9 protein-coding genes are annotated in these 13,296 nt (G+C 69.5%); 3 read left to right on the top strand and 6 right to left on the bottom strand.

The genetic code is table 11. The features are described 5' to 3' along the window. Positions 1 to 16: 16 nt before the first annotated feature. A complete protein-coding gene (locus OHA64_RS35155) occupies positions 17 to 2,809 on the bottom strand; it encodes an AAA family ATPase (protein WP_405620104.1) in 2,793 nt (930 codons plus the stop codon). A 1,118-nt stretch (positions 2,810 to 3,927) separates the two neighbouring features. Between OHA64_RS35155 and OHA64_RS35150 the strand changes: the two genes are divergently transcribed. Next, a complete protein-coding gene (locus OHA64_RS35150) occupies positions 3,928 to 5,148 on the top strand; it encodes a glycosyltransferase (RefSeq protein ID WP_405620102.1) in 1,221 nt (406 codons plus the stop codon). 161 nt (positions 5,149 to 5,309) lie between these two features. Here the strand turns inward: OHA64_RS35150 and OHA64_RS35145 are convergent, their stop codons facing one another. The 4 genes from OHA64_RS35145 to OHA64_RS35130 all read right to left on the bottom strand — a co-directional run bounded on the left by OHA64_RS35145 (position 5,310) and on the right by OHA64_RS35130 (position 10,678). Continuing rightward, positions 5,310 to 6,089 carry a hypothetical protein gene (locus tag OHA64_RS35145; RefSeq protein WP_405620100.1) on the bottom strand — a complete coding sequence of 260 codons (780 nt, stop codon included), beginning with the start codon at positions 6,087 to 6,089 and terminating at the stop codon, positions 5,310 to 5,312. A 231-nt stretch (positions 6,090 to 6,320) separates the two neighbouring features. Continuing rightward, on the bottom strand, positions 6,321 to 6,740 hold the full coding sequence (locus OHA64_RS35140) for a cold-shock protein (RefSeq protein WP_405620098.1): 420 nt from the start codon (positions 6,738 to 6,740) through the stop codon (positions 6,321 to 6,323). 461 nt (positions 6,741 to 7,201) lie between these two features. Then, positions 7,202 to 8,554, bottom strand: a complete 1,353-nt coding sequence (locus OHA64_RS35135; RefSeq protein WP_405620096.1) for a class I SAM-dependent RNA methyltransferase — start codon at positions 8,552 to 8,554, stop codon at positions 7,202 to 7,204. A 75-nt stretch (positions 8,555 to 8,629) separates the two neighbouring features. Continuing rightward, complete coding sequence (locus OHA64_RS35130; protein WP_405620094.1) at positions 8,630 to 10,678, bottom strand: APC family permease; 2,049 nt, start codon at positions 10,676 to 10,678, stop codon at positions 8,630 to 8,632. Positions 10,679 to 11,075: 397 nt separating this feature from the next. On the opposite strand from OHA64_RS35130, the gene OHA64_RS35125 reads away from it, so the two are divergent. Both OHA64_RS35125 and OHA64_RS35120 read left to right on the top strand, forming a co-directional pair. Beyond that, complete coding sequence (locus OHA64_RS35125; RefSeq protein ID WP_405620092.1) at positions 11,076 to 11,747, top strand: potassium channel family protein; 672 nt, start codon at positions 11,076 to 11,078, stop codon at positions 11,745 to 11,747. Continuing rightward, on the top strand, positions 11,747 to 12,424 hold the full coding sequence (locus OHA64_RS35120) for a TrkA family potassium uptake protein (RefSeq protein ID WP_356762714.1): 678 nt from the start codon (positions 11,747 to 11,749) through the stop codon (positions 12,422 to 12,424). Before OHA64_RS35125 ends, OHA64_RS35120 begins: the two co-directional genes overlap by 1 nt. 107 nt (positions 12,425 to 12,531) lie before the next feature. Here the strand turns inward: OHA64_RS35120 and OHA64_RS35115 are convergent, their stop codons facing one another. Then, positions 12,532 to 13,293: a DUF3159 domain-containing protein gene (locus OHA64_RS35115; protein WP_405620090.1), complete on the bottom strand. Its 762-nt coding sequence runs from the start codon at positions 13,291 to 13,293 to the stop codon at positions 12,532 to 12,534. Between the last annotated feature and the right edge of the window lie 3 nt (positions 13,294 to 13,296).

Here is a 13,296-nt window from a genome sequence, read left to right as displayed (position 1 = left end):
GTGCCCTTCCGACCGGTCAACTGGCCATGTCGGCGAACAGCTCGTGCGGCAGGTCCTTGCGCCGCGACACGTTGAGCTTGCGGTAGACCCGGGTGAGGTGCTGTTCAACGGTGGAGACCGTGATGTAGAGCTTCCTGGCGATCTCCCGATTGCTGTGCCCGAAGGACGCCAGCGAGGCCACGCGCCGCTCGGCGTAGGTCAGTTCGTCGGCCACGCCGCCGTCGGATGGGGCCTCCGGTTCACCGCCCGTCTCCTTCTCGCCGCAGGGCAGCAGTTGCTGGGAGCACAACGCCTCCGCCCCGATGTCCCGCGCGATGTGCCAGGCGCGCCGGGCCATCATGCGGGCCTGCCCGAGCTCGTCCAGCGCGTGGTACGACCGGCTCAGCGCGCCCAGCACCCGGACCAGCTCCAACCGGTCCTCACATTCCTCCAGTTCCTCCACCGCCTCGCGCAGCAGGGGATGATGGCGGCGCAGCCCGGACGCCTCGGCCAGCACCCGCAGGGTCAGGGCGCGGGTGCGGGACGGGCCCTGCCGACAGCGGGTGAGCTGTTCCCTGGCGAGCTGTTCGGCCTCGGCATGCCGGCCGGCCCGCAGATGCATCTCGGCGGCGGCCGTCCGCCACGGCAGGAAGCCGGGCTGGTCGATGCCCCAGTGCGTCATGAGGTCGCCGCAGGCGAGGAAGTCCTCCAGGGCAGGCCGGCTGCGGCCCACCGCCGCGTAGAACTGAGCGCGCGCGAAACGCAGTTCGAGGCCGAAGCGGGTCTCCGCAAGATTGTCCGGGACGTGCTGGTCGAGGTGCTCGGCCGCCTGCTCGTACTCCCCCATCGCGGTGTGCGCCGCGATCAGGATGGCCCGCAGGGAGCCGATGGCCACGCCCCAGGTGTGCGGCGGCATCCACATCAGCGCGTTGCCGGCGTGCCGCACGGCGTCCGCGGGGTTGCCCTGCCGGAGCGCCGCCTGGGCCGCCAGCGCGGACAGCGGCGCCTGCCAGCCTGGGATGCCGAGCTTGCCGGCCTCCCGCAGCAGGGTCTCGCTCCAGTGCGCGACCTGCTCCAGCCGGTCGGCGTAGAGCAGGACCTGCAGTGCCTGGAGGAGCGCCTGGACCGTGCAGCCGCGCAGGCGCGTGCCCTCCAGGATGTGCTCGGCTGTGTCCGCGCAGTTCGCGGCCCTGCTGCCGGTCAGAATCGCGGTCAGGGCGGCGCCGGCCCGGCCCACCACGTTCTGATCCGACATGGCCATGACATCATTACTGTCGGGTCGAACGGGGTGGTGCTTTGCCATGTCGAGGTCGAGATGGTCGAGCAGCGCGGGGTAGACGGTGCGCAGCGCGTCCTGGACGCCCACGTCGACGGCGGCCTGGCCCCCGTACGCGCCCTGCGCCTTGCGGATGACGTCCACGGCCGGGCCGAGCCGGCCCTGCAACAGCAAGCTGTGCACCAGCGTGGCCACTTCCTGCTGGGCGAGCCATCCCTCGTCGAACGCGGAGTGCATCGCGCGCAGCGGCGTGCAGACCGCCGACGGCCGTAACCGCCAGGTCAGCCGGGTCAGTTCGGCCAGGATGGCGCTGCGCCGCGGCCCGTTCCCGCAGGAGCGGCCGGCGAGTTGGAGACAGGCGATGCCGAGGGCCACCTCGTCGGCGGTGCGGGCCCGCACGGCGGCCTCCCACAGCACGTCCACGAACTCGGCGTCGACGGCGTCGTCCGCGGCGACGAGGTGCCGTGCCACGACGGCCGCCTCGGTGCCCTCCTGTCTCAGCAGCACGGCGCAGCGGCGGTGCAGCCCGGCACGCTCCTCGCCGGGCAGGTCCTCGAGGACCGCGTCCCGGGCCGCCGGGCTGCGGAACGCCGCGCCGTCCACCAAGCCGATGGCTGCCAGTTCGCGCAGGCACGGCTCGACCGTGCCGGCGTCGAGGTCCAGCAGTCCGGCCAGGGTGTTCAGGTCGGCGCTCTCCTCCAGCACGGCCAGGCCCCGGGCCACGGCTTGCACCGCCGGCTCCGCCCGGTACAGGCAGCTGAGCACCGCCTGCTCGAACGCGGCGCCGGTCACCGGCGCGGCGCGCACCGTGCCGTCGGAGGTGAGGTCGTGGACGAGGGCGCGCACCAGCAGGGGGTTTCCGCCACTGAGGCGGTGGACCTCCGTGGCCAGAGCGTGAGCGTCGCGGCCGTCGAGAGACTGGGCGAGCAGTTCCTCGACCCCTTGTCCGCCGAGCATGGCGAGCGGCACCTGGATCAGTCCCGGGTGGCGCAGCAGCTCGGCGCCGAACAGGGGCCGCGGCGGCCGGTGCGGTGCGGTCCTCTGGGCCAGTACGAACACCACCGGCTTGGTGCGCAGTTCACGCAGGGCGTGCTGCAGGATCTGCAGCGACGCGTTGTCCGCGTACTGGACGTCGTCCACGACGACGACCAGGGGACGCTTCTGCGCCAGGTTCACCAACGGCGTGGTCAGCGACCGCATGGTGCGGGGCCTGACGTGCTCCTCCTGTTCCGAGTCAGGATCGCGCAGCATCGCGGTGAAACGCGCGTCGTCGAGGTGCTTGTCCACCCGCTCCGATTCCTCCGGCGTCAGGTGACTGTCCAGCAGCAGCTGGCCCAGCACCCCCATCGGAGTCCGCCGCTCCGCGCGCAGTCCGGCCGCCTTCAGGACCGTCCAACCCGCCAACTCCGCCCGGTCAACGACGAAGTTGAGCAGTTCGCTCTTCCCTGAGGCCACCGGCCCCGTGACGGCGACAACACGGGACATTGCGCCGTCCATTCCCGACAGTACGTCCTGCAGCAGAGCGAATTCATCAGCCCGCTCGACCAACCTCATCGCTCGATTACCTCCCCGTATGAACCCGCCTCGAATGTCCGCTGTATTCCTATGGCGCAAACTAGCTCAACCGAAGGCAACCGGAACCAGTCTTGCTCCCACCGAGGCGGCTGAATAGTTTCCCCACACGGCTCCCACAAGCTGCAAGGGCCAACATCAACTATGACCGAATCCAGAGGGCAAGGTAGACCCGAAAGAACCCCCGGCCCCGACCAAATCAACCGACCAATGCACCGTTCAACCCTACCGTTCTGCGGACGAATATGCTATGCATGGCCGACCTGCCTCACGGTAAACACTTTCCGTTTACAGCCAAAAACTTACTCCATCGTCAGTTCAAGTCTGGACCAACTGAGCGCGGGCGGGGTTACCGAGAGAAACTTGTGGCCAGGAGACCGAAAGAGCTCGGCCGCCCGACACGTCGCAGCCCCGAAGCCCCCGCCAACGCCACCTTCGCGCCCACCTCGGCGATCTTGCCCAACTCGCGTGCTGATTACGCAGAGCCACAGTCGGCCAAGTGCGGAAGATGACGTTCCGGACTGCCGCGGGTCATCCGTGACCACCGTGGGCGACGGAAATCACACAGCCCCGCACGAAGCCGTCGGCGCACGCGGCGCCCCGCCTGGGCCGGCAGCGCCGTATCCGGCAGTGTGCGGTCGCGATTCGCCGCAGTGGCGCACGCCCTGTACGGCGAATGCATCCGGACTCCGGATCCCCCACGACGGAATGGCCGAAATCCTTGCACCGGAGAGCCACCGCACAATGTACTGACTCTCATTCAATGCCGTTGCAGATCCTCATAAACGCCAGTCAGCGGCGATACCCCGGAAAGAAGGCACGCCGCGGTGAAGTCCGACAAGCTCCCTTAGGGGAGAGCTAGGGGTGGATCCGGAACGTCGCCGGTGGATAGCGTGCGGGTGGAACACAGCGCTGCCGCTCCGGCGCGCAGCGGATTCCCGGACGACTCTCTGAAGAACCGTGACGCTTTCCTGGCGCGGCGGCGGACCGACCGATCCGTGTACTTCCTGGAATGCCTCCCCTTCCTCTCCGGGCGGCCGGCACTCGCGGGAAACCACTTCCGTCCGCGGTCATCCCCGCGCGCAGACCGGAGGACGACCATGCCGATACCACCCACAACGGACTCCCCCACCGAGCCCCGGCCCACCCCCGGCTCCCCTGACGGCGCGAGCGGCGACGCCACCATCGTCATCCCCACCTTCAACGAGGCCGGAAACGTACGAGAGTTGCTCGCCAGACTCACCGCGGCCCTCCCGCCAGAGGACTCCTACAAGATCCTGTTCGTCGACGACAGCACCGACGACACCCCACGGATCGTCGAAGAGGCCGCCGCCGACTGTCCGTTCCCCGTCTCGGTCATCCACCGCGAGGAGGCCACCGGCGGCCTCGGCGGAGCGGTCGTGGAGGGCATGAAGGCCGCCACCACCGACTGGATCCTCGTCATGGACGCCGATCTGCAGCACCCGCCCTCCCTCGTACCCGAGCTGGTCCGCACCGGGAACCGCGCCGGGGCTGACCTCGTGGTCGCCAGCCGGTACGCCCGCGGCGGCAGCAATTCCGGTTTGTCCGGCGGCTACCGCGTCGCCGTGTCCCGCGGCTCCACTCTGCTGGCCAAGTCGCTCTTCCCCACGGCACTGCGCGGCATCAGCGATCCGATGAGCGGCTTCTTCATGATCCGCCGAGGGTTGGTGCACTCCCACGCCGACATCCTGCGGCCCCTGGGCTACAAGATCCTCCTGGAGCTCGCCGTACGGTGCCGCCCGCGCGTCGTCGCCGAGGTGCCGTTCTCCTTCCAGGAACGATTCGCCGGCGAGTCGAAGTCCACCGTGCGCGAAGGGCTGCGCTACCTCTCCCACCTGGTCTCGCTGCGTACGGCGACCCGCACGGCGCGGCTCCTGGCCTTCGGGCTGATCGGCCTGAGCGGATTCCTGCCCAACCTGACCTGCCTGGCCGTCCTGACCGCGCTCGGCATGCACTACGTACCGGCGGAGATCATCGCCAACCAGTTCGGCGTGCTGTGGAACTTCGCCCTGGTCGACCTGCTGCTCTTCCCCGACCGCCGCGGCAACCGGCACTGGGCCGACCGTCTGGGCCGCTTCGCCCTGCTGGCCAACGCGGACCTGGTCCTGCGCGTTCCGCTGATGGCCCTGCTCATCGACGGCGTCCACATGGCGGTCGTACCCGCCACCGCCCTCGCCCTCCTGGCCACGTTCGTCCTGCGGTTCATCGCGACCGAAGCGCTGGTCTACCTCCCGGTCCGTCGCCGTACGACCACACAACACGCAACGACCGCGGAACGCCGCCGGGAGACGGTCCGCTGAGCGGCACACGACACCACGGCGCGGGTCACGGGGAATCGGACGCGTCACCGGCGTGATGCGAACGACAGGCCCTACGCGCGGGTCCATGCCCCGGCGGCCGACGCGCGGCGCCCCGGTCGGTTGGGAATCCGACCGGGGCGCCGCGCGTGGTGGTTGCGGGACTACTCCAGGACGGCGAGCAGTTCGGACGCCGTCCTGGCGACGGCGGGGCTGGTGAACATCTCGACGTGGTCGTGCCGGAGGGCGATCTCCCGGGCCACGAACCCCGCCTCGGGCAGCAACAGCGCGGCCCGCGTCCGGTTCAGCCCGTTACCCGGATCCGACGAGGACAGTGCAGTGCAGCGGGACCACACCGGCAGGACGTCGTACGTCTCGGCCAGGGCCAGCACCGACAGCCGGTGCGCGGCCCGGTGGAGGTTCTCGGCCGCCGCCCGGTTCCGCGTTCCCGGCCGGTCCACGCCGCTCAGGACGACGGACCGCAGACGTACGGCGAGCGCTGCGGGGTCGTCCGGCCAACTGCCGGCCGTACGGTCCGCCTCCGGCGCGAAGCCGTCCGAGACTCCGGCGAGTTCGACCACCCATTCCGTGTCGACGAGTTCCGGATCGAACAGCATGCACGGAGGCCGCCGCCCGTCCGCGCCGAGCGCCTCGGCGAGCGCGCCGGCGAGTACGGAGCCCACCCGGTGCCCCAGCACGGCCCCCACCGGCAGCCCGGCGTCGCGCACGGCGTCGGCCCAGGGCTCGACGTAGGCGGCGAGGCCGTCGGCGGCCAACGGGACGTCGGTCTGCTCCAGAGCGCGCCACACGGTGTGCTGGGTGTCCAGGAGGGGGACGAGTTCGCGGAAGTTCACGTCGTTCTCGCCGGACGGAATGTCGACCGCGAGAATCAGTTCACCGGTGGTCCCCGGACGCAATTCCTCCCAGAACCGGAGATCGCCCATAACACATTCCTCATTCCCTGATTCCGGGGAACAGTTCGGCATGCCCGGCCCGGAACGACGGAATCTCCAGGAGAGTCCGCCGTTCCGGACACCAACTGCCGGAATAGACGGCCGGCGTGGGAAAGACCCTGCACCGGCCTCCGTACAGGGAACCAGCCTAGGACGGGGAACACCGCCCGAATACCCCTACCGATCCCTTATCCCGGGGGGACAACAGGAATTGACGAACCGTCAGGAGGGCAGCCAGCCCCTTGAGGTGACCAGCTTCATCACACAGCTGCGGACCTGCCTGATCTGCGCGGCGGTCAGCGTGTCCACCGAATCGACCAGCGTGTCCGTCAGTTCACCGCGGAACTCCTCGGCGCTCTCGCTCTCCTCCGGACCCACCGAACCCGCCGACGCGCCCGCCGCGTCGCGGCGGTGAGCGATACGGTTCCCGGACGGCTGGTGGATCAACCGGATCTGCGAGGCCTTCGAGCCCTTTTCACCCGCCTCCATGAAGAACTCGACTTCGATTCCCTCTTTGTAGAGGTACTTCTCGTCGAGCAGGTCGTTCGCGTGCATGAAGACGTCCTCGCCCGGCTCCGACGGGGCGATGAATCCGTACCCACGGACCTCGTCGAAACGCAGAACCTTGCCAGTCATCAACACAGCCCACACCTCCACAACAACACGTACACAGCCGAGGCCGGCCCCGCACGGGCCACCTCGACGGCGAATCTACCCAGCATCGGCAAGATGTGCGATCAGATCGGGTGCCCACATCGCGCCCCGAGGACCGAAGCGGCACAGGTCCCGCCCCGGCACCGGGCGATGGGGAGCGCCACGGTCGGCTGTCAGGTCAGCACAGCGGCCCGGGCCGCGCGACGAAGCGGGCCAGGTCCTCGGCGGCACCGCGGGGCAGGCCAGCAACCAGCAGCTCCGCGTAGAGCGTCACCCACCCTCGGCGCCTCATCGATATACGCCGCTCCTTCAGGGCCTGACCTGCCCAACAGGTCACCTGACACCCCATCAGAACGAGCGTCAAATGAGCGTCACGAGCGTCATTTCAGCGTCAAGATACCGCCCGTAACGCCCACACCGCACATAAGACGCACACACAAAACCGCAGGTCAGGAGCCCTTCGCGGCCGGTTCGAGGATGGCGACACACTCCACATGGTGCGTCATCGGAAACAGATCGAACACCCGCAGAGTCCGCACCCGATACCCCCCGTCCCGGAAGTACCCCAAGTCCCGTGCCAGCGCCGCCGGATCGCAGGCGACGTAGGCGATCCGCCGCGCCCCCAGCGACGCCAGGTGCCCGACCGTCTTGCGTCCCGCGCCCGCCCGCGGCGGGTCCAGGACGATCAGGTCGACCTCGGTGATCCCGGTGCGCGGGAGGACCGACTCGACCTTGCCCTGTTCGATGCGTACGCGGTCGAAGTCGGCCAGGTTGTGCCGGGCGTCCTCGACGGCGCGCTTGCCGGACTCGATGCCGAGGACCGCGCCCTGCGCGCCGAGGCGGTCGGCGAGGGCGCCCGCGAACAGGCCCGCGCCGCAGTACAGGTCCAGCGCCATGTCGCCCTTGCGCGGCAGCAGGCCCTGCATGACCGCCGTCACCAGCGTGTCCGCCGCCTTCGGGTGGACCTGCCAGAAGCCGCCGTTGCCGACGCGATGCGTACGGCCGTCCGCGCGCTCGCGCACGAACGCGCGGCCGTGGACGCGGTGGATGCCACCGTCCTTCTCCTCGACGCGCATGACGGAGGCGGGCTTGTCGAGCTCGACCAGCGGCAGGCGGGCACCGGGCCGCGGCTCCAGGATCACCATGCGGTCCTGCGAACCCGTCGCCGCGATCGCCTCGACGGACTCCATGCCCGTCCAGTCCCGCTTCTCGACGCCCAGTTCGCTGACGCCCTCGGCGGCGATCATGCAGTGGTCGATCGGTTCCACCTCGTGCGAGCGGTGCCGGCGCAGGCCCGCGCGTCCGTCGTCGGTCACCGCGTACTGCACGCGGGTCCGCCACTGCGGCACCTGGCCCGCCGGGAGCTTGTCGCCCTCGGCCGGCATCACGGTGCCGTCCCAGCCGGCCTCCTCGGGAGTGAGTCCGGCGAGGCGCTGCAGCTGCTCGGCGACGACCTCGCCCTTGAGCCGACGCTGCGCACCCGGCTTGGCATGCTGCCAGTCGCAGCCTCCGCAGCGGCCGGGGCCGGCATACGGGCAGGGCGCCTCGATCCGGTCCTTGGAGGCCGTGACCACCGACACCGCGTCCGCCCGCAGGAACCGCGCGCCCTCCTCGCCCTCGGTCACCCGCGCCACGACCCGCTCACCGGGCAGCGCGTGCCGGACGAACAGCACCTGCCCCGCGTCCGTACGGGCGATGCAGTGACCGCCGTGGGCGACGGGGCCGACCTCGACCTCGTACTCCTCCCCGACCAGCGACACCGCCGACTTTTCCGCCTGCGGTTGGTTCGGTTCTGCCTGCATGGCGGGGTGACTCCACAACGTCAAGAGAGATACAGCCGGACAACAGCCGACCAGTCTACGTGCTGAGCGGACAGGTCAGTTCTTCGCGCTCGGCTCCTTCGGCCGCTCCTGCGCCGGCCCGCGCCGCACCGCACCCGGCGCGCTCCACTCCTGCCGCTTGCGCGCCCGCTTCCTGGCGGCCTCGGACGACACCAGCTGGTAGGGCACCGACGTCACCATGATCCCCGGCGTGAACAGCAGCCGGCCCTTGAGCCTGAGCGCGCTCTGGTTGTGCAGCAAATGCTCGTACCAGTGTCCGACCACGTACTCGGGGATGATCACGGACACCGCGTCCCGCGGCGACTCCTTGCGCAGGCTCTTCACGTACTCGATGATCGGCCGCGTGATCTCGCGGTACGGCGAGTCGAGCACCTTCAGCGGTACGTCGATCCCGCGCCGCTCCCACTCCTCGCGCAGCGCCTTGGTCTCGGCCGGGTCGACGTTGACGCTGAGCGCCTCCAGGGTGTCCGAGCGCAGCAGCTTGGCGTACGCCAGCGCCCGCAGCGCCGGTCGGTGGATCTTGGAGATCAGGACGACCGAGTGCACCCGGGACGGCCGGACCATGTCGTCGCTCGGCCCCTCGGGAGCGGCGAGCTCCTCGGCCACCCGGTCGTAGTGCTTACGGATGGCCGTCATCGTCGCGTAGAAGATCACCATGCCGAGCAGCGCGACCCACGCGCCGTGGGTGAACTTGGTGCCGAGGACGACGACCAGCACCAGGCCGGTGAAGAAGGCACCGAAGGCGTTGATCGCCCGGGAGCGGACCATGTGACGGCGTTTGGCCTGGTCCTTCTCGGTGGCCAGATGGCGGTTCCAGTGGCGGACCATGCCGGTCTGGCTGAGCGTGAACGACACGAACACGCCGACGATGTAGAGCTGGATGAGCCGGGTCGAGTCGGCGCCGTAGATGACGACGAGGAGCATGGCCGTGCCCGCCAGCAGCACGATGCCGTTGGAGAAGGCCAGGCGGTCACCCCGGGTGTGCAGCTGGCGGGGCAGGTAACGGTCCTGGGCGAGGATCGAGCCGAGCAGCGGGAAACCGTTGTACGCGGTGTTCGCGGCCAGGAACAGCACCAGCGCGGTGGCGGCGGCCAGGACGATGAACAGGAAGCTGCCCTTGCCGAAGACCGCCTCGGCGACCTGGGAGATCACCGGGTTCTGCACATAGCCGGCACCGATCGGGCTGCCGTCGTGGATGAGGTCCGTGGCCGGGTTCTCAGCCATGCGGACCTTGGTCACCGCGGCCAGCGCGATGATGCCGCAGAACATGGTGACGGCGAGCAGGCCCATCATCGCGAGCGTGGTCGCCGCGTTCTTCGACTTGGGCTTGCGGAACGCCGGAACGCCGTTGGAGATCGCCTCGACGCCGGTGAGCGCGGCACAGCCGGAGGAGAAGGCCCGCAGCAGCAGGAAGACCAGGGCGAAACCGGCCAGGCCCTGGTGCTCGGGCTTGATCTGGTAGTCGGCCGTCGGTGCCCGCATGGTGTCGTCGAGCACCAGCCCGCGGAACGCACCCCACGCGATCATGAGGAAGACGCCCGTGACGAAGACGTACGTCGGAATCGCGAACAGCGTGCCCGACTCCCGTACGCCGCGCAGGTTCATCAGTGTCAGCAGCACGATCACCGCGACCGCGCAGAGCACCTTGTGCTCGACCACGAAGGGCACCGCGGAGCCGAGGTTCTCGATGCCGGAGGCGATGGAGACCGCGACGGTCAGGACGTAGTCGACGAGCAGGGCGCTGGCGACCGTGAGGCCCGCCCTGGGGCCGAGGTTGGTGTTGGCCACCTCGTAGTCGCCGCCGCCGCTCGGGTAGGCGTGCACGTTCTGTCGATAGGAGGCGACCACGGTGAACATCAGCACCACGACCGCCAGGGCGATCCAGGGGCTGAAGTGGTACGCCGACACGCCCGCGATGGACAGGACCAGCAGCACCTCTCCCGGCGCGTATGCCACGGAGGACAGCGGGTCGGAGGCGAACACGGGAAGGGCGATGCGCTTCGGCAGGAGCGTTTCCCCGAGCCGATCACTGCGCAGTGCGCGCCCGATCAGAATCCGTTTGGGCACGTCGGTCAGTTTGGACACAACAGAGGATCGTAGGCCGTCGAACACAAGGTCGCCCACCCGCCACCCTTCTTCTGCCTCCCGGGTGAATTGGAGGTGGGCGCACGCTGCGGATTCCGCACCCGCGGCCGTCCCCATGTCTATATGACAAACCCCGCCTGTCCCCGCCCCCTCGGAGGTTCCATGCACGCGACCGCGGAGCTGATCGGCGCCGCAGCCACCCTCGTCGGCCTCGGCCTCCTGACGCTGGCGAGCGTCCGCAGCATCAGCCGCCGCTGAACCGCCCCCGGCACGGGAAGGTAGGACAGCGGCAACCGTGCAGGGGGGTGCCGCCGTCCTACCGGGCGTGTGTAGCTTTGGCCTCTGTCTGAGACCCTGATGTGGCTGAGCAGTAACTCTTGACACCGGAAGGACGGTCGTGCACATCGTCATCATGGGCTGCGGGAGAGTGGGTTCCGCTCTCGCCCAGACCCTGGAGCAACAGGGGCACACGGTCGCAGTGATCGACCATGACCCCACCGCCTTCCGACGACTGGGCTCCGGGTTCGGGGGCCGCCGCGTCACGGGCGTCGGCTTCGACCAGGACACCCTGCGCGAGGCGGGCATCGAGGAGGCCGGCGCGTTCGCCGCGGTCTCCAGCGGCGACAACTCGAACATCATCGCCGCGCGAGTGGCCCGCGAGATGTTCAGTATCGAGAACGTCGCGGCCCGGATCTACGACCCCCGGCGCGCCGAGGTCTACCAGCGCCTCGGCATCCCGACCGTGGCCACCGTCCGCTGGACGGCCGACCAGATGCTGCGCCGGCTGCTCCCCTCGGGCGCGGAGCCGCTGTGGCGTGACCCCACCGGTGGTGTGCAGCTGGCCGAGGTGCACGCCTCCGCGTCCTGGGTGGGCCAGCGGATCAGCCGGCTCCAGGAGGAGACCGGGGTGCGCGTGGCGTTCCTGACCCGGCTCGGCGAGGCGATGCTGCCCTCCTCGCAGACGGTGCTGCAGGAGGGGGACCTGGTGCACGTGATGATGCGTACCGACGAGGTCGACAAGGTCGAGGCGGCGTTCGCCAAGGGTCCCGAAGAGGAGGGCGGTCACTGATGAGGGTCGCCATTGCCGGTGCCGGCGCGGTCGGCCGCTCGATCGCGGGCGAACTGCTGGAGAACGGCCACGAGGTCCTTCTCATCGACAAGGCGCCGACCGCCATCTCCGTCGAGCGCGTCCCGCAGGCTGAGTGGCTGCTCGCCGACGCCTGCGAGATCACGTCCCTGGACGAGGCGGCGCTTCAGCGCTGCAACGTCGTGATCGCCGCGACCGGCGACGACAAGGTCAACCTGGTCGTCTCCCTGCTGGCGAAGACGGAGTACGGCGTCCCGCGCGTCGTCGCCCGTGTGAACAACCCGAAGAACGAGTGGCTCTTCAACGAGTCCTGGGGCGTGGACGTCGCCGTGTCGACCCCCCGCCTGATGTCTGCCCTGGTGGAGGAGGCGGTCAGCGTCGGCGATCTGGTCCGTCTGCTCCGCTTCAGCCACGGCGACGCGAACCTCGTCGAGCTGACGCTGCCCGAGGAGTCGGCCCTGGCCGGCACGCAGGTGGGCGACGTGGAGTGGCCGGAGGACACCTCCCTGGTCACCATCATTCGCGGCACCCGAGTCCTCACCCCGACCCAGGAGGACTCCCTGGAGGCGGGTGACGAACTCCTCTTCGTGGCCGCCCAGGCCCGCGAGGAACAGCTGGAGGACCTGCTGTCGGTCCGCCGGGAGGAAGCGCCGAGCTGAGCCCTTCGTGGGTGACGACAAGAGACACGACGAGACACGACGAGAAGGGGCGCCCTGAGAGATCCCAGGGCGCCCCTTCTCGACTCGTTCCGGCTCGACGCCGGGAGCTACGCCTCCCGACGGTGCCGTCCCGCGCTCGACTCGCTCCCCGTGGCGGCGGCCCTCTCCTCCGCGGCCCGCTCCTCTGCGGCCTTCTCCTCCGCCTCCATCTCCGCGAACACGTCGATGGGAGCCGGCGCCTTCGCCAGGAAGACCCAGGTCAGCCAGACGGCCAACAGGAACGGCGGGATCTTCAGGGCGATCAGCACCCAGCCCAGCTGCGTCGTGTCGGCCCACCAGTACAGCGGGAAGAGAACCGCGCACTTGGCGAGCAGGATCAGTCCCCAGGCCCAACTGGCCTTCGCGTAGGCCTTCTTGCGCCCCGGGTTGCGGGTGCGCCAGGAGAGGTTCTCCTTGAAGACGGGCCCGAGGATGAGCCCGATCAGCGGGACGCCACACAGTGTGGTGATGATGTACGCCAGCCCGAGGCCCAGCGTGTAGAGCATGCCGGGCAGATAGAAGTCCTTGGCGTTGCCGGTCATCATGGCGAAGACGACGCCGAAGGCCACGCCGAAGACACCGCTGAAGGCGTGCTTGACGGTGTCCCGCATCACCAGACGGACCACGACCAGCAGCAGGGACACACCGAGCGCGGCGATCGCCGACAGGTGCAGGTCCTTGTTGATCGTGTAGATGGTGACGAACAGCAGGCCGGGCAGCACCGTCTCGACCATGCCCCGCACGCCGCCGAAGGCCTCGAACAGCGCGGCCTCCGTCACCGCCCGGGCGTCCTGCTCCGTGTCCTGGGTCGGCTTGTCGAGCGACGTCACCGG

Source organism: Streptomyces sp. NBC_00076, from assembly GCF_045041235.1.
In the GTDB taxonomy this organism is placed as follows: Bacteria; Actinomycetota; Actinomycetes; order Streptomycetales; family Streptomycetaceae; genus Streptomyces.
Note: the sequence above shows the minus strand (reverse complement) of the source record. Positions and strands in the feature narration are given on the sequence as shown.

Bases quoted from the DNA above. Each gene is read 5' to 3' on its own strand.
- OHA64_RS35155 (WP_405620104.1), bottom strand. From the start codon at position 2,809: ATGAGGTTGGTCGAGCGGGCTGATGAATTCGCTCTGCTGCAGGACGTA.
- OHA64_RS35150 (WP_405620102.1), top strand. From the start codon at position 3,928: ATGCCGATACCACCCACAACGGACTCCCCCACCGAGCCCCGGCCCACC.
- OHA64_RS35145 (WP_405620100.1), bottom strand. From the start codon at position 6,089: ATGGGCGATCTCCGGTTCTGGGAGGAATTGCGTCCGGGGACCACCGGT.
- OHA64_RS35135 (WP_405620096.1), bottom strand. From the start codon at position 8,554: ATGCAGGCAGAACCGAACCAACCGCAGGCGGAAAAGTCGGCGGTGTCG.
- OHA64_RS35120 (WP_356762714.1), top strand. From the start codon at position 11,747: ATGAGGGTCGCCATTGCCGGTGCCGGCGCGGTCGGCCGCTCGATCGCG.